Source organism: Rhodoglobus sp. GW821-FHT12B09 (genome assembly GCF_058809925.1).
The window spans coordinates 881,647-901,295 of sequence record NZ_JBXATB010000001.1; the positions used below are offsets into that span (position 1 = coordinate 881,647).

Sequence of the window (19,649 nt, forward strand, 5' to 3'; positions counted from 1 at the left end):
ATCAGTGCGCGCGGCTCGCCCTCGCCTGGACCTTGAAGATCACACGGTGGAGTTCAAGAGCGCCCACACCTGCTTGTCGTAGTACGTGTCCCCGATCCGCCACGCCTCCCGCAGCACGCCCTCGAAGGTCATGCCCAGTCGCTCCGCTACCGCCGAGCTGCGTCCGTTGTCGGCGCGGCACCGCCACTCGGCGCGATGGATGCCGCGCACCTCGAAGGCCCACTCGAGCAGCGCGCGGCAGGCGGCGGTGATCAGCCCCTTCCCCTCCGCGCCCGGCTCCAGCCAGCACCCGATCTCGCAGGTGCCGGCGGCGGCGCTGAACTCCACGAACATCACGCCGCCCACGAGCACGCCGGCATCCCAGATGCCGTAGATGCGCGCGCCGTCGCGAGCGGCGCCCTCGGCGTACCGGGTCAGCGTGGCCTTCGCACCCGCGACATCCGCCGTGACGAAGCTCGGGCCGACCCACGGGCGGATGTGCTCGCGCGCGCGATCCATGTGCGCGGCGAACTCCTCCGCCTGCCAGACCTCGAGCGGACGGAGTTCAGCGGTATCGGAGAGCTGGGCGAACACGGTCTCAGCCTTGCACCAGTTCGGCGAGTTGGTCGAGCAGGTGAGGCAGCCCCACCTCGAGCCCCGCGATCGCGGGCGCCGCTTCCGGCCGGATGCCCGTGACCCTGATCTCGACGGTGAGCTCGGTCCGGGCATCCCCCGCGACCTGCACCGTGTACTCCGCGGCGAACAGCGGCACGCCGTCGCCGTCGACCGGGGCGAGCTCGAAGACGATCTCGCGATCGGGAACGGCAGAGACCACGCGCCCCGCCGCCGTGTACTCGGCGCCGTCGCCCTCGCGCAGGACGATCCGGATCGGCGCGCCAGCGCTCGGCCGGATCTCGCAGACCACAACTTCGAAGTACTGGGGCGCCCACCACCGCCTCAACGTCTCAGGCTCAGTCCACGCCCGGTAGACCGCGGACGGCGCCGCCCGGAGATCCCTCACCGCCCGGATGACCCTGTCCCCCGCCGGGCGCGCCTGCTCTTCGGCAATCGCGCGCTCATACTGCTCGAGCACGGGCTCGTCCGGGATACCGGCGGCCAGCGCGGCCAGTCCCCCGGCCAGGTGCTCGAGCACGTCGCGCCGAAGGGACATCACGCGGCGGCGCCCGAGCCGGTGGGCCGTGATCACCCCCGCGGCCTCCATCGCCTGCAGGTGCTTGGTGGTCTGAGGCTGCAGCGCGCCGAGATGCGCGGCGATCTCCCCCACCGTCCTGGGCGCGGCCGCGAGCAGCTGGACGATGCGGAACCTCGTCGGTTCGGCAATCGCCGCGAGCACGCGCTGGGCATCCATAGAAGTATCATCTCGCGTCTTGACACATTCGTCTAGACGAATATATGGTGATCCCAATCGAAAGGAAACCACCCCATGTCTGACACGATCGAACGAATCATCGCAGCCCCGCGTGAGCGCGTCTGGGAGCTGTGGACCACCGCCGCCGGCATCGAGAAGTGGTGGGCGCCCGACGGCTTCCGCACCGACGTCGACGTCCTCGACCTCAGCCCCGGTGGCGACCTCGTCTACACGATGACGGCCGTCGCCCCTGAGCAGGTCGCCTTCATGGAGCAGTACGGGATGCCCCTCGCCAACGTCTCACGGAAGGTCTTCACCGAGATCCACCAGCCCGACCGGCTCTCGTACCGCTCGCTCGTGGACTTCGTGCCCGACCACGCGCCGTACGAGCAGCTCACCGAGGTCGTGCTCCATGAGGTCGACGGCGGGACGCGGGTAGTCATGATCGTCGAGCCCATGCACGACGAGATCTGGACGCAGCGACTGCTCGAGGGCCGCGCCAACGAGCTCGACAACCTCGCGAGGCTCGTCAGCGAGGGCTGATGCCGCGCAGTGGGGCGCACCTCACCACCAGAACAGGCCAGATGGCAGGATGGGCACATGCCGTGCCCCTGCCTCTCCGGACTCCCGTACGACGAGTGCTGCGGCCCGTTCCACCACGGTGAGGCAGCCGCCCCGACCGCCGAGCGGCTCATGCGCTCGCGATACTCCGCCTACGCACTCGGCGAGCCGGCGTACCTCCTCGCGACCTGGCACCCGTCGACCCGGCCGGACGACCTCGTGCTCGACACTCGCCTGCGCTGGTACCGGCTGGAAATCCTGAACCGCACGCGCGGCGGGATGCTCGACACCGAGGGCACCGTTGAATTCCGTGCGAGCTACCGCATCGACACCCAGCCCGGCAGCCAGCACGAGGTGAGCCGGTTCGTGCGCGAAGACGGCCAGTGGTACTACGTGGACGGAGACTGACGTGAACGTCGGGCGCGACACCCAATCCTCGATCTACCGCGACGGGGCCACCGGCCGCCGGCCCGTGGTGCCGACCAGCTGGCCCGAGCTCGAGCGGGCGGCGAAGCGGGCGATGAGCCGCGAGGCCTGGGCGTACATCGCGGGCTCGAGTGGCGCCGAGGAGACCGCGGCGAACAACCGCAGCGCCCTCGACGCGTGGCGGATCGTGCCGCGCGTGCTCCGCGACGTCTCCGAGCGCGACCTCGGTATCGAGCTGTTCGGCCACCGCTACCCCTCCCCCGTGATCGCCGCCCCCGTGGGGGTGCTGGAGCTCGCGCACCGGGATGCCGACACCGGCGTCGCCCGCGCGGCTTCCGCCCTGGGCATCCCGTACGTCTTCTCGAACCAGGCCTCGCACAGCATGGAGGATGTCGCCGGCGTCATGGGCGACAGCCCGCACTGGTTCCAGCTCTACTGGAGCAGCTCTGACGACCTCGTCGCGAGCCTCGTGCAGCGCGCGGAGAAGACCGGCGCACAGGCCATAGTGGTGACGCTCGACACCCACATGCTCGGCTGGCGCCCGCGAGACCTGGATGTCGCGTACCTGCCGTTCATCCGCGGACAGGGCATTGCGCAGTACACGAGCGACCCGGTGTTCCGCCAGCTCGTCGCCGAACGGGTCTCGACTCCCGGCCCGCGGCCTCGCGTCACGATCGAGGCCGTTCGCACTCTGCTGGCGATGAGGCGCAACATCCCGCTCCCGAACCCGCGCGCCGCGGTCGAGACCTTCCTCGACGTCTTCTCCCGCTCCTCGCTGACCTGGGGCAACCTCGCCTTCCTGCGAGAGCACACCTCCCTGCCGATCATGCTCAAGGGCATCCAGCATCCGGATGACGCGGCGAAGGCGCTGGACTCTGGCATCGACGGCATCGTGGTGAGCAACCATGCGGGGCGCCAGGTCGATGGCGCGATCGGGTCCGCCGCGGCGCTGCCCGGCATCGTGGAGCGTGTCGCCGGCCGCGTGCCCGTGCTCTTCGACAGCGGCGTGCGGTCGGGGGCGGATGTGTTCAAGGCACTCGCGCTCGGTGCATCCGGGGTCCTGGTCGGCAGGCCGTACGCGTACGGCCTCGCCGTCGGAGGCGCTGCGGGTGCCGAGGCCGTGCTGCGCGGGATCATCGCCGAATTCGACCTCGTGCTCGGGCTGAGCGGCCACCGGAGCGTCGCGGAACTGGGCCGGGAGGCGCTGGCGTGAAGACCGCGCACGGCTACGGCCGCCTTGTCGGCTTCAGCGACGGCGTCGTCGCGATCGCCATCACCCTGCTGATCCTGCCGCTCGTCGACTCCGCCAGCGACTACGACGGCGACACCGGGAAGTTCGTCATGGACCACCTGGGCAAGCTGCTGGTGTTCTTCCTCAGCTTCGCCGTGATCGGCAACTTCTGGCTCGTCCACCACCGCACCTTCGAGCGGATTTCGAGCTACAACAGCGGGCTGCTCTGGGCGAATCTGCTGTGGCTGCTGAGCATCGTGTTCCTGCCGTTCCCGACCGCCCTGCTGGCGAGCTCCCCGAGCGGCGACCGCGCTACGTACGCGCTCTACGTGGGCACGATGGTCGTCACAACCCTTGCCGAGCTGATCATGCAGGCGATCATCGTGCGGCATCCGGAGCTGCAGGCCGAGGAGGTGCGCGGCACGCTGGAGCTGCGGCCGTACGTGACGCCCGTGGCGATCATGGTGCTCGCGCTCCTCATCGCCGTTCTCTTGCCCGGCGTAGGCCTGTGGGGCCTCGCGCTGTTCGCACTCTCCGGCCCGCTCGAGGCCGTCATCTCCCGCAGGAGGAAGAAGCCATGACCGAACCGAAGTACGTGCTCGCGATCGACCAGGGCACCACGAGCACCCGCGCGATGATCTTCGATCACTCCGGCTCTCCGGTCACCACCGGCCAGCTCGAGCACCGGCAGATCTTCCCGAAGGCCGGCTGGGTCGAGCACGACCCGAAGGAGATCTGGGACAACACCCGCGAGGCCGTCGGCCAGGCGCTGTCCAAGGCCAACGTCACCCGGCACGACATCGCCGCGATCGGCATCACCAACCAGCGCGAGACGACAGTCGTGTGGGACCGCTCGACCGGCAAGGCCGTCTACAACGCGATCGTGTGGCAGGACACACGGACCCAGCCCCTCGTCGACTCGATCGCCAAGGGCGACACCGCGAGACTGCAGATGCAGACCGGCCTTCCGCTCGCCACCTACTTCTCGGCCACCAAGATCGCGTGGATCCTCGACAACGTCGACGGCGCCCGCGCCCGCGCCGAGGCGGGCGAGCTCGCCTTCGGCACCACGGACAGCTGGGTGCTCTGGAACCTCACCGGCGGCACCAAGGGCGGAGTGCACGCGACGGATGTCACGAACGCGAGCCGCACGCTCCTCATGGACCTCGGCACCCTCCAGTGGGACCAGAAGCTCCTGGACCTCTTCGGCATCCCCGCCTCGATGCTCCCGGAGATCCGCAGCTCCTCCGAGGTCTACGGCACCGCCGAGTCCTCGAGCCTGCTGCGAGAGGTGCCGGTCGCGGGCATCCTCGGCGACCAGCAGGCCGCCACCTTCGGCCAGGCCGCGTTCACCAAGGGCGAGTCGAAGAACACCTACGGCACCGGCAACTTCCTCATCGTCAACACGGGCGAGGAGATCGTCCACTCGAAGAACGGGCTCATCACCACGGTGGCGTACCGGCTCGGCGACGAAGCTCCGCGATACGCACTGGAGGGCTCCATCGCCGTGACCGGCTCCCTCGTCCAGTGGCTGCGCGACAACCTCGGCATCATCTCGAGCGCCCCCGAGGTCGAGAAGCTCGCGGCATCCGTGACTGACAACGGCGGCGTCTACTTCGTGCCCGCCTTCTCCGGTCTCTTCGCACCCCATTGGCGGCCGGATGCCCGTGGCGCCATCCTCGGACTCACCAGGTTCGCCAACCGCGGCCACATTGCCAGGGCCGCGCTCGAGGCTGTCGCGTTCCAGACCCGCGAGGTCTTGGACGCCGTCAACGCCGACGCAGGAGTGGACCTCGCCGAACTCAAGGTCGACGGCGGCATGGTCGCGAATGACGCGCTGATGCAGTTCCAGGCCGACATTCTGAACGTGCCGGTCATCCGGCCCGTCGTCGCGGAGACCACCGCCCTGGGCGCCGCCTACGCCGCGGGGCTCGCCGTCGGATTCTGGAAGGACCGGGACGAACTGCGCTCCAACTGGCAGGAGGGAAAGCGCTGGGAGCCCGACATGAAGGCCGCCGAACGCGACCGGCTCATGCGCAACTGGACGAAAGCGGTCTCGAAGACCCTCGACTGGGTCGACGACGACACGGAGCAGCCGCCGGTTGAGTAGTGCGCGCTAGCGCGCGTATCGAAACCCGGTTCGATTACCTTCTCTACCCGCTAGTGGTTCGTCGCCGCCACCCAGTCGTCGAGCTTCTGCGCCGCAGCACCCGAGTCGACGACCGCCGCCGCGCGCTCGAGCTGCGCGGCCAGCCGCCCGAGGATCGGCTCGCGAAGCTGCTCCGGATCGCGGGCGAGCTCGAACGCGGTGAGGCCCGCGGCCGCGTTGAGCAGCACGATGTCCCTGACCGGGCCGGGCTCCCCCGCCAGCACCGCGCGCGCCACGGACGCGTTGTGCTCCGGGTCGGCACCGAGGAGGTCCTTGATGTCGGCCCGCGCGATGCCCACGTCCGCAGGGTCGAGGTCGTGCTCCGTCACGAAGCCGCGCGACACCTCCCAGATGTGGCTGTGGCCGGTGGTCGTGAGCTTGTCGATACCGTCGTCTCCGCGGTAGACCAGAGCCGTGGCGCCGCGAGTGCGGAACACGCCCACGACCAGCGGAACGCGCTCGAGCGAGGCGACTCCGACTGCCGAGGCCTCGGGCCGCGCCGGGTTGCAGAGCGGGCCGAGGATGTTGAAGAGCGTCGAGATACCGAGCTCTTTGCGCGTCGGTCCGGCGTGCCGGAAGCCCGGGTGGAAGAGGGCCGCGAACGCGAACGTGATGCCAGTCTCGCCCAGCACCTCCGCGACGCGCGCGGGCGGGATGTCGAGGTTGAGCCCCAGCGCCGAGAGCACATCGGACGCGCCGGAGGCCGAACTGGCTCCGCGATTGCCGTGCTTCACCACGGGAACGCCCGCGGCCGCTGCGATCACGGAGGCGATCGAGGAGATGTTGAGGACGGCGCCGTACGGGTCCCCGCCGGTGCCGACGATGTCGAGGACCATGGGGTCGACATCGAGCGGCTGGGCGTTGGCGAGCACCGCGTCGCGGAATCCCACGATCTCGTCGACGGTCTCGCCCTTCATCCGGAGGGCGACCAGGAGGCCTCCGAGCTGGGCTGTCGTGGCATCCCCCGCCATCACAGACTGCATTGCCCACTCGGCCTCGCTGATCGACAGGTCGTTGCCGTCGACGAGGGAGCCGAGGATGCCGGGCCAGGTGTGCTCGCGTGCCATGCCTCAGATCCTAACGACCCGCCCGCGACTGGCCCTCGGAATGACAAAACGGCCGACGGATATCGACCATAATGGGAGAGTGACCACTGCCTCGCTCTCTCGCTCGGTCGGAGCTCAAACCGTCCAACGTCCTAATGTCGTGGCCGTCGGCACGATCGTCTGGCTGGGAAGCGAAGTCATGTTCTTCGCGGGTCTCTTCGCGATCTACTTCACGCTCAAGGCGATGTCGCCGGAGCTGTGGACGGAGCAGACCGCGAAACTCAACGTCACCTACGCCGCGATCAACACCGTCGTGCTCGTCCTCTCCTCCTTCACCTGCCAGGCCGGCGTCTTCGCCGCCGAGCGACTGCAGGCCCGCCGCACCGGCACCCTCGGCCAGTTCTGGAAGTGGGGCATGGTCGAGTGGTTCTACCTCACCTACGCGATGGGCGCCACGTTCGTCGTCGGCCAGATCTACGAGTACGCGACTCTGGTGAGCGAGCACGTGAGCCTGTCGAGCGACGCATACGGCTCCGCCTTCTACATCACCACCGGATTCCACGGCCTCCACGTCACCGGCGGCCTCATCGCCTTCATGCTCGTGATCGGGCGCGCTTTTGCCGTCAAGACCTTCGGGCACAAGGAAGCGACCACGGCGATCGTCGTGTCGTACTACTGGCACTTCGTCGACGTGGTGTGGATCGGCCTGTTCGCCGTGATCTACCTGCTCCGCTAAACGAGAACGGAACCATACGCAGCATGGCAAACAAGCCAAAAACCTCCGCTCGCCGGGATCGCGGTCGCCGTCACCCCCTTGCGACGGTCGCCCTGATCATGGTCGGCCTCATCGGCACGGGCGGCGCCTACGCGCTCTTCACGACGAGCGCGACCGCCGAGACCTCGGCAGCAGCAGAGCAGCAGGTGGAGGACGGCGCGAAGCTGTTCGCCGCCAACTGCGCCACGTGCCACGGTATGAACCTCCAGGGCACCACGCAGGCCCCGAGCCTCATCGGCGTCGGCGCCGCAGCTGTTGACTTCCAGGTCGGAACCGGCCGGATGCCTCTTGCCGCCACCGGCCCGCAGGCCGAGGAGAAGCCGGTCCAGTTCACCGAGGAGCAGGTCGCGGCACTCGCCGCGTACGTCGCCACCAAGGGTCCCGGCCCCGCGATCCCCTCCGAGGAGTACCTCAAGGGCGACGGCAACGCCGCAGAGGGTGCTGAGCTGTTCCGCATCAACTGCGCCATGTGCCACAACGTGGCGGGCGCCGGCGGTGCCCTCACGGAGGGCAAGTTCGCTCCCCCGCTGGGCGGTGTCTCGGCCGTCCACGCCTACGAGGCCATGATCACGGGCCCGCAGAACATGCCCGTGTTCAACGACGCGAACATCTCGCCGGAGGACAAGGCCAACATCATCACGTACCTCAAGTACCTGGATGAGACCCCCTCCGTCGGCGGCTTCGGCCTCGGCGACCTCGGGCCGGTCTCGGAGGGTCTCTTCATCTGGATCTTCGGCCTCGGCGCGATCGTGGGCATCACGATCTGGCTCACCGCGAAGTCGAACTAGGCATAGGCAAGGGAAGCGAATGGCTAACGACCACGACGGGACCAACCCCCGCGCTGGCACGACCGTCGAGAAGTACGGCGAGCACAACATGCCCGCCGCGGGCACCGCGGTCGTCTCGTCCGACTCCGTGGAGAACCCGGGCTTCGAGCCCTTCCGCGCGCGCGTGGCCGACCTCGATCCGGCCAAGGCCCGCGCGCAGGAGCGCCGCGTCTCCGGTCTGTTCGTGCTCTCCATCGTGGGCAGCGTGTTCGCCATCGGTGCGTACATCATCTTCCCGATCGACGGCACGCCCGGCTCGATCCGGATGAACAACCTGTTCCTCGGCCTGGGAATCGCTCTCGCTCTGCTGGCCATCGGCATCGGCGCGGTGCACTGGTCCAAGTCCCTCATGGACGGCCACGACCTTGTCGAGCAGCGCCACGGCACCCGTGGCACGGACGCCACGCGCCAGAAGGCCATCGAGGTCTTCGAACTGGGCAACAAGGAGTCCGGCTTCGGGCGCCGCACGCTCATCCGCCGCACCCTTATCGGCGCGCTGGCCGTGAGCCCGCTGCCGGCTGTCGTGCTGTTCCGCGATCTCGCGCCGGCAGAGAACCCTGTGCCCCTGCTCCAGCACACGATGTGGAAGAAGGGCGTGCGGCTCACGCGCGACCCGTCCGGCGCGCCGATCAAGGCCTCGGACGTCACGCTCGGCTCCGCCTTCCACGTGATCCCGGAGGGGCTCAACGACTCGAAGGACAAGCTCGAGGAGAAGGCCAAGGCCGCGGTACTCCTCATGCGCCTCAAGCCGCAGGACCTCAACGTGTCCCCCGGTCGCGAGGACTGGAACTACGACGGCATCGTCGCCTACTCCAAGATCTGCACGCACGTGGGATGCCCTGTCGCCCTGTACGAGCAGCAGACCCACCACCTCCTCTGCCCGTGCCACCAGTCGCAGTTCGACATCAAGCACGAGGCCAAGGTCATCTTCGGGCCCGCCAAGCGCCCGCTGCCCCAGCTGCCGATCACCGTCGACGCCGAGGGCTACCTCGTCGCTCGCAGCGACTTCACCGAGCCTGTCGGCCCGAGCTTCTGGGAGAGGAAGCTATGAGTACCTCCACCGACGAACGCCCCGCCACGAGCGCGCTCGAGCCCACCAAGGGCCAGCGCTTCACCGGCTGGGCTGCCAACTACGTAGACGAGCGCACCAGCATCTCGGGCCTCGTCAAGGAACTAGGCCGCAAGATCTTCCCCGACCACTGGTCGTTCATGCTCGGCGAGGTCGCGCTCTACAGCTTCATCGTGATCTTGCTCTCGGGCACGTTCATGACGTTCTTCTTCCAGGCCAGCATGGTGCCGGTCCTGTACGACGGCTCCTACGTGCCGCTCAAGGGCATCGAGATGTCCGCGGCGATGGCCTCGACACTCGACCTCTCGTTCGACATCCGCGGCGGCCTGCTCATGCGCCAGGTGCACCACTGGGCCGCGCTGCTGTTCGTGGCCTCCATCGGCCTGCACATGCTGCGCATCTTCTTCACGGGCGCATTCCGCAAGCCGCGCGAGATCAACTGGCTCATCGGGTTCGTGCTCTTCGTGCTGGCCATGGCCGAGGGCTTCACGGGCTACTCGCTGCCGGACGACCTGCTTTCCGGCAACGGCCTGCGCATCATCGACGGACTCATCAAGGGCGTGCCGATCGTCGGCACGTGGATCTCCTACCTGCTGTTCGGCGGTGAGTTCCCGGGCACCGATGTTGTCGGGCGCTTCTACACGCTGCACATCCTGCTGCTTCCGGCGATCCTGGTTGCGGCGCTCGGCGTGCACATGCTCCTGCTCGTCATCAACAAGCACACTCAGTTCGCCGGCCCGGGCCGCACCAACGACAACGTCGTCGGTGTGCCGATCATGCCGGTGTTCGCCGCGAAGGCCGGCGGGTTCTTCTTCATCATCTTCGGCGTCATCGTGCTCATCGCGTCGCTCTTCCAGATCAACCCGATCTGGACGTACGGCCCCTACGACCCCTCCCCCGTGTCGGCAGGTACTCAGCCCGACTGGTACATCGGCTTCGCCGATGGCGCCCTGCGCCTCGTGCCACCGGGCTGGGAGCTTGAGCTCGGCCCGTACACGCTGTCGCTCAACGTGTTCATCCCGACGCTCGTCCTTGTGCTGTTCCTCGCCGTCGTCGCGCTGTACCCGTTCGTCGAGGCGTGGATCACCGGCGACAAGCGCGAGCACCACATCGCCGACCGTCCGCGCAACGCACCCACTCGCACCGCTATCGGTGCGGCGGGCGTGACGTTCTACGCGATGCTGTGGGCCGCCGCGAGCTCCGACCTCATCGCCACGCACTTCCGGCTCACCATCGAGGGTGTGATCCACGCCTGCCAGATCCTGCTGATCCTCGGGCCTGTCATCGCCTACATCGTGACGAAGCGGGTGTGCCTTGCGCTGCAGAAGAAGGACCGGGAGATCGCCCTGCACGGCTACGAGTCGGGCCGCATCGTGCGCCTTCCGGGCGGCGAGTACATCGAGGTGCACGAGCAGCTCGACGAGTACGAGCGCTGGAAGCTCGTGAGCTACGAGGACTACAAGCCCCTCATGCTCCGCCCGAACGCGCAGGGTCGCATCACCGCCGGTGAGCGCCTCCGCGCCCGAGCGTCGAGCTGGTTCTTCGAGGACCGCATCGCCCCGGTGACCCGCACCGACATCGAGAAGTCTGGCCACGGGGAGCACTGATCTCCCTCCATCGGAACGCCGCAGCCCCTGCGCTGCGGCGTTCCGCAGTTAACGGGATGCTCGCCGCCGCCCTGCTGGCGTTCCTCGCGGGTTGTACGACGGAGACGACCTGCGCGGACTGGGTGACCTACGAGAGCGCCCAGGACGCCTACGATGACGCTGCGCTGGTCGTCATCGGCACCTCGAGCGCCCCCACCGGGACGGTGAAGGTGCTCGGCGTCGACGTGCCCGTGCACCCGGTCAGGGTCGAGAAGGTGCTCAAAGGCGACGCCCCCGAGTCCCTCACGGTCGCACAGACCCCGATGACCTGCGGGGCCGACCCCGTACCCGATCCCCTCGAGACCGATGGGCGGGTCATCCTGATGCTGGCCAACGCCGAAGGTGTCTGGCGGCCGCTCACGCCCTTCACGGGCGTGCTGGAGTCACCTGCCGGTGATCCGCTGCCGTTCGAAACGGACTAGGCGCTAGAAGGTGCGCTTGAGGAAGTCGGCGCTCGAACGGTAGCCGATGCGCTCGTAGAAGTCCGCGGATCGCCGGCTCGCTACCGTGATCTGGCGGACGGAGCGCTCGCGGCAGAGCCGCTCGACCTCTTCCACGATCGCCGTGCCGACGCCCTCGCCACGGTGCGCGTCGTCGACGACGAGCTCCTGCAGGTGTGCGGAACTGCCGTTCGCGTGCAGCAGAGGGGTGATCGTGGTCAGCGCATAACCGACCACGGAGCCCGTGGCATCCGCCGCCACCAGCAGCAGCGAGGTCGAGGAGTCGTCGAGAAGGAGCGGGAAGTTGGCGTCAAACGCGACACGGTCCGGCGAATAGGCGGGCTCGAGCTGCTCGAGCAGGGCGTACACCCTGTCGGCATCCGCGGGGCGGGCCGCGCGGATCTCGGGGTTAGCGGGCGAAGTATCCACGGTAGTACTCATAGACCCACCCAACGATGGCTATGAGGAAGATCGAGACGCCGATGAACGAGATCCAGGGGCCGATAGCGATGCCCAAGAAGGTGAGCGCCGCTGCGGTCGCCAGGACGATGGGCCACCAGCTCCACGGGCTGAAGTGGCCCTGCTCGGCCTCACCGTCATCGATGTTCGCATCGAGGCGGTCCTCCGGGAGCTCGCCGCCCTGCGACTTGTGGATGCGTCCGAGATAGAACGCGATGAGCACCGAGAGCGCACCGGTCAGCCCGATAGCGACCGCGCCGACCCACTCGACCTCGGGCGCCGCGGAGGCGGCGGGCCGGGCAGAGACGAGCAGCGACCAGAGAATATAGGCGATGTCTGCGGCGAAGAAGAACCCCGCGAGAATCCAGAACAGACGTGCGTTGGTACCCATGGCTACTTCACCTTCTCATCGCCGAGGTCGTACACGGGAGCTTCCGGGGCGTCCTTGAATCCGACTCCCCCGACCCCGACCGGTATCCCGGCCTCCGGGTGGTTGATGTCGAATGCCGGAGACTCGGAGCGGATGCGCGGCATCGAGGTGAAGTTGTGGCGCGGGGGCGGGCAGCTGGTCGCCCACTCGAGCGAGCGGCCGTAGCCCCACGGGTCGTTGACTGTCACCTTCGGCGCCTTGCGGGCCGTGTTGTAGACGTTGTAGAGGAACGGCAGCATCGAGATCGCGAGGATCGCGGCGCCCGTTGTGGAGACCTGGTTCATCCACGTCACGCCGTCCTCCTCGAGGTACGTGCGGTAGCGACGGGGCAGGCCCACGACGCCGATCCAGTGCTGGATCAGGAACGTCGTGTGGAACCCGATGAACAGCAGCCAGAAGTGGATCTTGCCGAGCCGCTCGTTGAGCATCTTGCCCGTCCACTTCGGCCACCAGAAGTAGAAGCCGCTGAACATCGCGAACACGACTGTGCCGAACACGACGTAGTGGAAGTGCGCGACGACGAAGTACGTGTCGGAGACGTGGAAGTCGAGCGGCGGCGACGCCAGAATCACACCGGTGAGACCACCGAAGGTGAACGTGATCAGGAACCCGATCGCCCACAGCATGGGAGTCTCGAAAGTCACAGAACCGCGCCACATCGTGCCGATCCAGTTGAAGATCTTCACGCCGGTGGGCACCGCGATGAGCATGGTCATGAGCGCGAAGAACGGCAGCAGTACGGAGCCGGTCACGTACATGTGGTGGGCCCACACGGTGATGGAGAGAGCCGCGATCGCGATCGTCGCGTAGATGAGCGTCTTGTAGCCGAAGATCGGCTTGCGGCTGAAGACTGGCAGCACCTCGGAGATGATGCCGAAGAACGGCAGCGCGATGATGTAGACCTCGGGATGCCCGAAGAACCAGAACAGGTGCTGCCAGAGTATGACGCCGCCGTTCTCCGCGTCGTAGATATGTGCCCCGACCACCCTGTCGGCACCGAGTGCGAACAGCGCCGCCGCGAGCACCGGGAACGCCATGATGACCAGCAACGAGGTGACGAGAGTGTTCCAGCTGAAGATCGGCATCCGGAACATCGTCATGCCCGGGGCGCGCATCGTGATGATGGTCGTGATGAAGTTCACGGCGCCGAGAATGGTGCCGAAACCGCTCAGTGCGAGCCCGAACACCCAGAGGTTGCCGCCGTAGCCGGGCGAGAATGTCGTGTTCGAGAGGGGCGCGTACGCGAACCATCCGAAGGACGCGGCGCCCTGAGGGGTGAGGAAGCCGGCGACGGCGATGAGCGAGCCGAAGCTGTAGAGCCAGTACGCGAACGCGTTGAGGCGTGGGAACGCGACATCCGGCGCACCGATCTGCAGCGGCATGAGCACGTTGGCGAAGCCCGCGAAGAGCGGCGTCGCGAACATGAGCAGCATGATCGTGCCGTGCATCGTGAACAGCTGGTTGTACTGCTCGCCCGTCGCGACAACCGAGAGGCCCGGCGCGAACAGCTGGGCGCGGATGACAAGAGCCATCACACCGCCGAGCAGGAAGTAGAGGAACGATGTGATGAGGTACAGGTACCCGATCGTCTTGTGGTCAGTGGAGGTGATCCAGTTGACGACGATGTTGCCCTTGCGCTCTGTGGCGCCGGTGATGGCGGGGGTGGTGGTGCTGGTGAGAGCTCCCGAATCAAACGCGGCAGTCGACATGACTAGCCCTCCGACTTGTCGCTGCCGTTGCCGGGCAGGTTCTGGTTCACGTTGTACTCTTCGCCGATCTGGCCCTCGAAGCCCGCGGCCTTCTGGCTGGCGATGTAGGCCTGGTAGTCCGCTTCCGAGACGACCTTGACCTTGAAGAGCATGAGGGAGTGGTACTCGCCGCACAGCTCCGCGCATTTGCCCTGGTACTCGCCGATCTTCGTCGGCGTGAAGTACATGTAGTTGCTCTTACCGGGGATCATGTCCTTCTTGTACAGGAAGTCCACGACCCAGAACGAGTGGATGACGTCGCGCGACTCGATCTTGATCTCGATCGTCTTGTCGACGGGGAGCACGAGCACCGGAAGGTTGGCCGTGTCGATCGTGCCGTCCGGGTTGAAGTCGGCCTGGACACCGGCGCTGTAGGCGTTGTCCGTGACGTAGTTGAAGTCCCACGCCCAGCGCTTGCCGAACACCTCGATCTGAACGTCGGGGTTCTTGGTCGGCTCCTCGATCTGCGCCTGGTCGCGCGCCGTGAAGGCGAAGAACCCGAGCACGAGGATGAGCGGGACGATCGTGTAGAAGATCTCGATCGGGAGGTTGTAGCGCAGCTGCACCGGGAGGCCGGTCTGGCCCTTGCGGCGGCGGTAGACCACGGCGGCCCAGATGATAAGCCCCCAGGTAATGACACCCACGACGAGCAGCACGATCCACGAGGTGACCCAGAGGCCGATGATGCTCGAGGTGTGGTTGGTCGTGTCTGGACTGCCGGGGAGCCAGCCCTGAAGCTGCTCCTGCGTGCATCCTGCGAGGGCTAGCGTCGTCACAAGGGCGATGGGAATCGCAGCCCATCGCAGACGACGGTTACGGATTGAGCGCACCTGTGACCTCTCGCAAAACACTGACTGAGTCCTGTCAGTCTATAACCAGCCTCACCCCCGCCCGATCACCCCACGGCGCGCCTGAATGCAAAAAACGCGCCCTTTCGGACGCGTTTTCTACGAAATGTAAAAGATCTAGTGGAACGAGTCCCCGCAGGCGCAGCTACCCTGGGCGTTCGGGTTGTCGATCGTGAAGCCCTGCTTCTGGATGGTGTCCTCGAAGTCGACAGTCGCACCGTCGAGGTACGGGACGCTCATCTTGTCGACGACGACCTCGACGCCGTCGGCGAACTCCACGACAGCGTCGCCCTCCAGAGTGCGCTCGTCGAAGTAGAGCTGGTAGATGAGGCCGGAGCAGCCGCCGGGCTGCACGGCGAGGCGCAGCTTCAGGTCGTCGCGGCCCTCCTGGCTGATGAGGCTCTTGACCTTCGCCGCGGCGACGTCGGTGAGACCAACGCCGTGGGCCTTCGTGGTGGTGTCGTCGATCATGGTCATGTCAACAATCCTACGCCCGGGTCTCGAGCTTTGCGAGCAGAACCGCCTCGGTGAGGATGGCGCGCTGGAACACGCCGAGGTGCAGCGACTCGTTCGGGCTGTGGGCGCGCGAATCCGGGTCCTCGACGCCGGTCACGAGGATCTGTGCTTGCGGGAACACCGCCACGAGGTCGGAGATGAACGGGATGGATCCGCCGATGCCGGTCTCGACGGCCGGGACGCCCCACGCCTGGTGCATCGCGTCCTTGGCCTCGGCCACAGCCCACCCGCTCGTGTCGACGAGGAACGGGTTGCCGCGGTCGATGTCGGAGATGTCGAGGTGCGCGCCGAAGGGCGCGTTTGCCCGCAGGTGCGCCTCGAGCGCGGCGAAGGCGTCATCGGCGGTCTGGCCGGGAGCGATCCTCGCGCTCACCTTGACCGTCACGGAGGGCACGAGCGTGTTCGAGGCGTTGACGACCGTCGGGGCGTCGATGCCCGTGATGGTCACGGACGGTTGGTCCCACATGCGGGAGAGCACCGAGCCGTGGCCGATCGAGGTGACGCCCTCGAGGAAGGCGGCCTCCTCGGCGAGCTTGTGCTCGTCGTACTCGAGGTCGGAGCCCTCGCGGCTCGTGAGTCCCGCGACAGCGACGGAGCCGTCCTCGTTCCAGAGCGTCGACAGCAGGCGGATGGCAGCCAGCATCGCGTCCGGCGCCGCCCCCCCGAACATCCCAGAGTGCGAGGCGTGGTCGAGGGTCGAGATCTTGAGTTTGAAGGTGACGTTGCCGCGCAGACCGACGGTGAGGGCCGGGGTATTGATGTCCCAGTTGTCGGAGTCCGCGACGACGATCACGTCGGCGGCGAGCTGCTCGCGGTGCTGCACGATGAAGTTCGCGAAGGAGCGGGAGCCGAACTCCTCCTCTCCCTCGAAGAAGGCGACGAGACCCAGATCGAAGTCGGTGCCGACTGTCTCGACGAACGCGCGGATCGCGGCGACGTGCGCCATGACTCCCGCCTTGTCGTCGGCAGCGCCACGGCCGTAGAGCCGATCGCCGCGCACGGTGGGCTCGAACGGCTCGGACTCCCAGTCATCCGAGTTCCCGGGCGGCTGCACGTCGTGGTGGGCGTACAGCAGGATCGTGGGCTTGCCGTTCTTTGCCTTGCGGGTGGCGAGCACTGCCGGCTGGCCGGTGCGCGCGTCGTCGATGGGAGCACGCGAGACCTCCACGCTGTCGAACACTCCGAGGCCCTCGAGGAGCTCCTTCGCGGCGGCGGCGCTGGACGAGACGTGGTCGGCGTCAAAGCCGTCCCACGACACCGACGGGATGCGCACCAGGCGGCCGAGGTCGGAGATCGCCACGGGCATCCCGCCGCGCACCGCCTCACTCAGCTGCTCGAGAAGCGGATGGGACTGCGGCGTTGAGGTCATGCGAGTAATCTTAAGGCTCGACAGAGCGAGGACCCCGTGGCCAAGACAACTGAGCAGCCCGCTGCTTCCGAGAAGCACTACGACCTGAACACCGACAGCATCACGTCGGGCAAGGGCCGCCCCACCCCGACCCGCAAGGAGAAGGAGGCGGCGCGCAAGCAGCCGCTCGTGTCGAGCGACCGCACCGCCGCGCGCAAGAACGCCAGGGCGCAGATGCAGATCCAGCGCGAGAAGGCCCGCATCGGCATGGCCAACGGCGACGAGAAGTACCTTCCCGCCCGTGACCGCGGCCCGCAGAAGCGCTACGTCCGCGACTATGTGGACGCGCGGTTCAGCGTGGGCGAGCTGCTCATCCCGCTGATGTTCGCCGTGATCATCCTCACGTTCTTCCCACAGCCCGAAGTGCAGACCATCGGCCTCTTCGCCCTCTGGGCGTTCTTCGCCATCGCCGTGATCGACGTCGTGGTGCTGGGCTTCACGCTCAACCGGAAGCTCGCCGCGAAGTTCGGCGCGGACAAGGTGGAGAAGGTTCGCTGGTACGCGGCCATGCGCGCCCTGCAGCTGCGCCTCATGCGCCTGCCCAAGCCTCAGGTCAAGCGCGGACAGTACCCGGCGTAGTCCCCCGGGAGTAGGCCGGGAGTCACCCGCCGGACGATTCGGCGCGGGCATCCCGCACGCAGACTTGGTGCATGGCGACTTCTGTACTGTCCACCCGAAATCTCACGAAGCAGTACGGCTCCGGCTCAGCTCGCTTCGACGCCCTCAAGGGGGTGACTATCGACATCGCCGAGGGCGAGTCCGTCGCGATAGTCGGCAAGAGCGGCTCGGGCAAGTCGACCCTGATGCACATCCTCGCGCTCCTCGACTCCCCCACCTCCGGCGAGCTCTCCGTCGACGGCACGGATGCCGCGAAGCTCAAGGGCGCGCGCCTGAACACGCTGCGCAACCGCACGTTCGGCTTCGTGTTCCAGCAGTTCTTCCTCACGCCCAACACCAGCGTGCTGGACAACGTGATGCTGCCGCTCAAGATCGCAAAGGTCGGCTCGCGCGACCGGAAACGCCGCGCGCTCGAGGCGCTCGAGCAGCTGGAGCTCGCCAACAAGGCGAAGTCGAAGGCGACCGACCTCTCCGGCGGGCAGAAGCAGCGCGTCGTGATCGCGCGGGCGCTCGTGAACAATCCGCGCATCATCTTCGCCGACGAGCCCACCGGCAACCTCGACTCCGCCACTGGGGCGGTCGTGGAGGACCTCCTGTTCCGCCTGAACGAGGAGCAGGGCATCACGCTCGTGATCGTCACGCACGACGAGGAGCTCGCGGCACGGGCATCCCGGCGCATCTACCTCAAAGACGGACTGATCGTTGACGAGCACAGCGGCGACGGGCTCGCAGCATGAGGGCCATCGACATCGTCGCCACCGCGATCGGCAACTCCTTCCGCAGCCGACTGCGCACGACCCTCACGGTCATCGCGATCTTCATCGGGGCGTTCACGCTCACCATCACCAACGGCCTCGGCGCCGGGATCAACAACTACATCGACAGCCAGGTCGCCTCCATCGGCGCGCCGGACGTCATGACCGTCACCAAGCCCGTCGAGGCGACGGATGCCACCACCGGCCCCAAGCCGTACGAGGCGAGCGACCCGACCCAAGTGTCGGGCGGACGGCCGGGCAGCTCAGTCCTCGCCCTCACGGAGGACGACCTCGACTCGATCCGTGCGATCGACGGCATCACCTCCGTCGACCCCAGCGTCGCGGTATCCCCCGACTACATCGAGTACGGCGACGCCGGCAAGTTCCAGCTGAGTGTCAGCCCACTGAGTGCCGGAGTGCGCATCGAACTCGCCGCCGGCGCCCTGTTCGACAAGGGCACGACCGATCTGCAGATCATCCTGCCGACGACCTACATCGAGACCCTGGGCTTCAGCTCCGACAAGGATGCGGTCGGCAAGACGGTCACGATCGGCATCACCAACGCCCTGCGCGAGCAGACCACGGTCGAGGCGACGGTGGTCGGAGTGCAGGAGCCCACCCTGTTCGGCGCCTCGCCGAGCCTCAACGAGCCGCTCACGACAGCCCTGTACGACGCCCAGAACGTGGGCATTCCCGCCGACTCGACCAACCAGTACGGCAGCGCCACAGCACACTTCGACCCGGACTCGACAGACGCCCAGATCGCGACGATCAAGCGTGACCTGGTCGACGCGGGATACTCGGGCACCACGGTCGCGGACCAGATCGGCACCTTCCAGTCCGTGATCGACGGCATCATCCTCGTCCTCAACGCCTTCGCGATCATCGCGCTGCTCGCCGCCGGGTTCGGGATCATCAACACCCTCCTCATGAGTGTGCAGGAGCGCACCCGCGAGATCGGCCTCATGAAGGCCATGGGCATGAGCGGCGGCCGCATCTTCGCCCTGTTCAGCACCGAGGCGGTGTTCATCGGATTCCTCGGCAGCGCGATCGGCGCGGGGGTGGCGATGCTCGTGGGCGGCGTCATCAGCCGGGTGCTCGCGAACGGACTGCTGAAGGACCTCGCCGGGCTTCAGATCCTCACGTTCACGCCCGCTGCCATTGGCACCGTGCTTCTGCTCGTGATGGGAATCGCGTTCGTGGCGGCCGTGCTGCCCGCGTCCCGCGCAGCGCGCCAGAGCCCGATCGACTCCCTGCGCTACGAGTAGCGGCGGGTTGAGTAAGGCGCTCTGGCGCCTGTATCGAAACCCGGTGGGTTGAGTAAGGCGCTCTGGCGCCTGTATCGAAAC

At 67.3% G+C, this 19,649-nt stretch carries 22 protein-coding genes; 13 read left to right on the top strand and 9 right to left on the bottom strand.

The features are described from left to right. Nucleotides 1-39 precede the first annotated feature (39 nt). Nucleotides 40-573: a GNAT family N-acetyltransferase gene (locus AC1RTC_RS04420; protein ID WP_493154239.1), complete on the bottom strand. Its 534-nt coding sequence runs from the start codon at nucleotides 571-573 to the stop codon at nucleotides 40-42. A gap of 4 nt (nucleotides 574-577) precedes the next feature. Further along, the gene (locus AC1RTC_RS04425; protein ID WP_493154240.1) at nucleotides 578-1,348 is read right to left on the bottom strand and encodes a metalloregulator ArsR/SmtB family transcription factor; all 771 of its coding nucleotides are present in this window, start codon (nucleotides 1,346-1,348) and stop codon (nucleotides 578-580) included. A 75-nt stretch (nucleotides 1,349-1,423) separates the two neighbouring features. Between AC1RTC_RS04425 and AC1RTC_RS04430 the strand changes: the two genes are divergently transcribed. Genes AC1RTC_RS04430 through glpK form a run of 5 tightly spaced genes read left to right on the top strand, consistent with a single transcriptional unit; the run spans nucleotide 1,424 to nucleotide 5,676 of the window. Next, nucleotides 1,424-1,891 carry an SRPBCC family protein gene (locus AC1RTC_RS04430; RefSeq protein ID WP_493154241.1) on the top strand — a complete coding sequence of 156 codons (468 nt, stop codon included), beginning with the start codon at nucleotides 1,424-1,426 and terminating at the stop codon, nucleotides 1,889-1,891. Between the two features lie 57 nt (nucleotides 1,892-1,948). Next, nucleotides 1,949-2,317 (top strand): YchJ family protein, encoded by a 369-nt coding sequence (locus AC1RTC_RS04435; RefSeq protein WP_493154242.1) that lies wholly within the window; start codon nucleotides 1,949-1,951, stop codon nucleotides 2,315-2,317. 1 nt (nucleotide 2,318) lies between these two features. Next, nucleotides 2,319-3,548 carry an alpha-hydroxy-acid oxidizing protein gene (locus AC1RTC_RS04440; RefSeq protein WP_493154243.1) on the top strand — a complete coding sequence of 410 codons (1,230 nt, stop codon included), beginning with the start codon at nucleotides 2,319-2,321 and terminating at the stop codon, nucleotides 3,546-3,548. After that, the gene (locus tag AC1RTC_RS04445; protein WP_493154244.1) at nucleotides 3,545-4,147 is read left to right on the top strand and encodes a TMEM175 family protein; all 603 of its coding nucleotides are present in this window, start codon (nucleotides 3,545-3,547) and stop codon (nucleotides 4,145-4,147) included. The genes AC1RTC_RS04440 and AC1RTC_RS04445 overlap by 4 nt, the downstream gene beginning before the upstream one ends. Then, complete coding sequence (glpK, locus tag AC1RTC_RS04450; protein ID WP_493154245.1) at nucleotides 4,144-5,676, top strand: glycerol kinase GlpK; 1,533 nt, start codon at nucleotides 4,144-4,146, stop codon at nucleotides 5,674-5,676. The genes AC1RTC_RS04445 and glpK overlap by 4 nt, the downstream gene beginning before the upstream one ends. 50 nt (nucleotides 5,677-5,726) lie before the next feature. Here the strand turns inward: glpK and trpD are convergent, their stop codons facing one another. Continuing rightward, nucleotides 5,727-6,782 (bottom strand): anthranilate phosphoribosyltransferase, encoded by a 1,056-nt coding sequence (trpD, locus tag AC1RTC_RS04455; RefSeq protein WP_493154246.1) that lies wholly within the window; start codon nucleotides 6,780-6,782, stop codon nucleotides 5,727-5,729. Nucleotides 6,783-6,822: 40 nt separating this feature from the next. Here trpD and ctaE point away from each other — a divergent pair, with 40 nt between their 5' ends. The 5 genes from ctaE to AC1RTC_RS04480 are packed head-to-tail and all read left to right on the top strand — an operon-like array spanning nucleotide 6,823 to nucleotide 11,500. After that, on the top strand, nucleotides 6,823-7,497 hold the full coding sequence (ctaE, locus tag AC1RTC_RS04460; protein ID WP_493154247.1) for an aa3-type cytochrome oxidase subunit III: 675 nt from the start codon (nucleotides 6,823-6,825) through the stop codon (nucleotides 7,495-7,497). A gap of 23 nt (nucleotides 7,498-7,520) precedes the next feature. Next, nucleotides 7,521-8,324 carry a cytochrome bc1 complex diheme cytochrome c subunit gene (gene qcrC, locus AC1RTC_RS04465; RefSeq protein ID WP_493154248.1) on the top strand — a complete coding sequence of 268 codons (804 nt, stop codon included), beginning with the start codon at nucleotides 7,521-7,523 and terminating at the stop codon, nucleotides 8,322-8,324. Nucleotides 8,325-8,343: 19 nt separating this feature from the next. Then, the gene (qcrA, locus tag AC1RTC_RS04470) at nucleotides 8,344-9,414 is read left to right on the top strand and encodes a cytochrome bc1 complex Rieske iron-sulfur subunit (RefSeq protein ID WP_493154249.1); all 1,071 of its coding nucleotides are present in this window, start codon (nucleotides 8,344-8,346) and stop codon (nucleotides 9,412-9,414) included. Continuing rightward, nucleotides 9,411-11,039: a cytochrome bc1 complex cytochrome b subunit gene (gene qcrB / locus AC1RTC_RS04475; protein ID WP_493154250.1), complete on the top strand. Its 1,629-nt coding sequence runs from the start codon at nucleotides 9,411-9,413 to the stop codon at nucleotides 11,037-11,039. Before qcrA ends, qcrB begins: the two co-directional genes overlap by 4 nt. 56 nt (nucleotides 11,040-11,095) lie before the next feature. After that, nucleotides 11,096-11,500, top strand: coding sequence for a hypothetical protein (locus AC1RTC_RS04480; protein WP_493154251.1), 405 nt, complete (start codon nucleotides 11,096-11,098; stop codon nucleotides 11,498-11,500). Nucleotides 11,501-11,503: 3 nt separating this feature from the next. Here AC1RTC_RS04480 and AC1RTC_RS04485 read toward each other — a convergent pair whose 3' ends face one another. The 6 genes from AC1RTC_RS04485 to AC1RTC_RS04510 form a co-directional block, all read right to left on the bottom strand. Continuing rightward, nucleotides 11,504-11,959, bottom strand: coding sequence for a GNAT family N-acetyltransferase (locus AC1RTC_RS04485; protein ID WP_493154252.1), 456 nt, complete (start codon nucleotides 11,957-11,959; stop codon nucleotides 11,504-11,506). Beyond that, entirely contained in the window at nucleotides 11,928-12,368 is a 441-nt protein-coding gene (locus tag AC1RTC_RS04490; protein ID WP_493154253.1) for a cytochrome c oxidase subunit 4, read from the bottom strand. The genes AC1RTC_RS04485 and AC1RTC_RS04490 overlap by 32 nt, the downstream gene beginning before the upstream one ends. A gap of 2 nt (nucleotides 12,369-12,370) precedes the next feature. Next, entirely contained in the window at nucleotides 12,371-14,116 is a 1,746-nt protein-coding gene (ctaD, locus tag AC1RTC_RS04495; protein WP_493154254.1) for an aa3-type cytochrome oxidase subunit I, read from the bottom strand. 2 nt (nucleotides 14,117-14,118) lie between these two features. Further along, entirely contained in the window at nucleotides 14,119-14,931 is an 813-nt protein-coding gene (gene ctaC, locus AC1RTC_RS04500) for an aa3-type cytochrome oxidase subunit II (RefSeq protein ID WP_493154255.1), read from the bottom strand. Between the two features lie 189 nt (nucleotides 14,932-15,120). Further along, complete coding sequence (gene erpA / locus AC1RTC_RS04505; RefSeq protein ID WP_493154256.1) at nucleotides 15,121-15,480, bottom strand: iron-sulfur cluster insertion protein ErpA; 360 nt, start codon at nucleotides 15,478-15,480, stop codon at nucleotides 15,121-15,123. A 10-nt stretch (nucleotides 15,481-15,490) separates the two neighbouring features. After that, nucleotides 15,491-16,888: a dipeptidase gene (locus AC1RTC_RS04510; protein WP_493154257.1), complete on the bottom strand. Its 1,398-nt coding sequence runs from the start codon at nucleotides 16,886-16,888 to the stop codon at nucleotides 15,491-15,493. 36 nt (nucleotides 16,889-16,924) lie between these two features. On the opposite strand from AC1RTC_RS04510, the gene AC1RTC_RS04515 reads away from it, so the two are divergent. The 3 genes from AC1RTC_RS04515 (at nucleotide 16,925) to AC1RTC_RS04525 (ending at nucleotide 19,568) form a co-directional block, all read left to right on the top strand. After that, complete coding sequence (locus AC1RTC_RS04515) at nucleotides 16,925-17,506, top strand: DUF3043 domain-containing protein (protein WP_493154258.1); 582 nt, start codon at nucleotides 16,925-16,927, stop codon at nucleotides 17,504-17,506. A gap of 71 nt (nucleotides 17,507-17,577) precedes the next feature. Next, the gene (locus AC1RTC_RS04520; protein ID WP_493154259.1) at nucleotides 17,578-18,282 is read left to right on the top strand and encodes an ABC transporter ATP-binding protein; all 705 of its coding nucleotides are present in this window, start codon (nucleotides 17,578-17,580) and stop codon (nucleotides 18,280-18,282) included. Next, nucleotides 18,279-19,568 (top strand): ABC transporter permease, encoded by a 1,290-nt coding sequence (locus tag AC1RTC_RS04525; RefSeq protein WP_493154260.1) that lies wholly within the window; start codon nucleotides 18,279-18,281, stop codon nucleotides 19,566-19,568. The genes AC1RTC_RS04520 and AC1RTC_RS04525 overlap by 4 nt, the downstream gene beginning before the upstream one ends. Nucleotides 19,569-19,649: the final 81 nt, after the last annotated feature.

Excerpts from the sequence above, each read along its gene's own strand:
- AC1RTC_RS04425 (WP_493154240.1), bottom strand. The coding sequence starts at position 1,348 with ATGGATGCCCAGCGCGTGCTCGCGGCGATTGCCGAACCGACGAGGTTC.
- AC1RTC_RS04430 (WP_493154241.1), top strand. The coding sequence starts at position 1,424 with ATGTCTGACACGATCGAACGAATCATCGCAGCCCCGCGTGAGCGCGTC.
- AC1RTC_RS04435 (WP_493154242.1), top strand. The coding sequence starts at position 1,949 with ATGCCGTGCCCCTGCCTCTCCGGACTCCCGTACGACGAGTGCTGCGGC.
- glpK (WP_493154245.1), top strand. The coding sequence starts at position 4,144 with ATGACCGAACCGAAGTACGTGCTCGCGATCGACCAGGGCACCACGAGC.
- trpD (WP_493154246.1), bottom strand. The coding sequence starts at position 6,782 with ATGGCACGCGAGCACACCTGGCCCGGCATCCTCGGCTCCCTCGTCGAC.
- ctaE (WP_493154247.1), top strand. The coding sequence starts at position 6,823 with ATGACAAAACGGCCGACGGATATCGACCATAATGGGAGAGTGACCACT.
- qcrC (WP_493154248.1), top strand. The coding sequence starts at position 7,521 with ATGGCAAACAAGCCAAAAACCTCCGCTCGCCGGGATCGCGGTCGCCGT.
- qcrA (WP_493154249.1), top strand. The coding sequence starts at position 8,344 with ATGGCTAACGACCACGACGGGACCAACCCCCGCGCTGGCACGACCGTC.
- qcrB (WP_493154250.1), top strand. The coding sequence starts at position 9,411 with ATGAGTACCTCCACCGACGAACGCCCCGCCACGAGCGCGCTCGAGCCC.
- AC1RTC_RS04480 (WP_493154251.1), top strand. The coding sequence starts at position 11,096 with ATGCTCGCCGCCGCCCTGCTGGCGTTCCTCGCGGGTTGTACGACGGAG.
- AC1RTC_RS04485 (WP_493154252.1), bottom strand. The coding sequence starts at position 11,959 with ATGAGTACTACCGTGGATACTTCGCCCGCTAACCCCGAGATCCGCGCG.
- AC1RTC_RS04490 (WP_493154253.1), bottom strand. The coding sequence starts at position 12,368 with ATGGGTACCAACGCACGTCTGTTCTGGATTCTCGCGGGGTTCTTCTTC.
- ctaD (WP_493154254.1), bottom strand. The coding sequence starts at position 14,116 with ATGTCGACTGCCGCGTTTGATTCGGGAGCTCTCACCAGCACCACCACC.
- erpA (WP_493154256.1), bottom strand. The coding sequence starts at position 15,480 with ATGACCATGATCGACGACACCACCACGAAGGCCCACGGCGTTGGTCTC.
- AC1RTC_RS04510 (WP_493154257.1), bottom strand. The coding sequence starts at position 16,888 with ATGACCTCAACGCCGCAGTCCCATCCGCTTCTCGAGCAGCTGAGTGAG.
- AC1RTC_RS04520 (WP_493154259.1), top strand. The coding sequence starts at position 17,578 with ATGGCGACTTCTGTACTGTCCACCCGAAATCTCACGAAGCAGTACGGC.
- AC1RTC_RS04525 (WP_493154260.1), top strand. The coding sequence starts at position 18,279 with ATGAGGGCCATCGACATCGTCGCCACCGCGATCGGCAACTCCTTCCGC.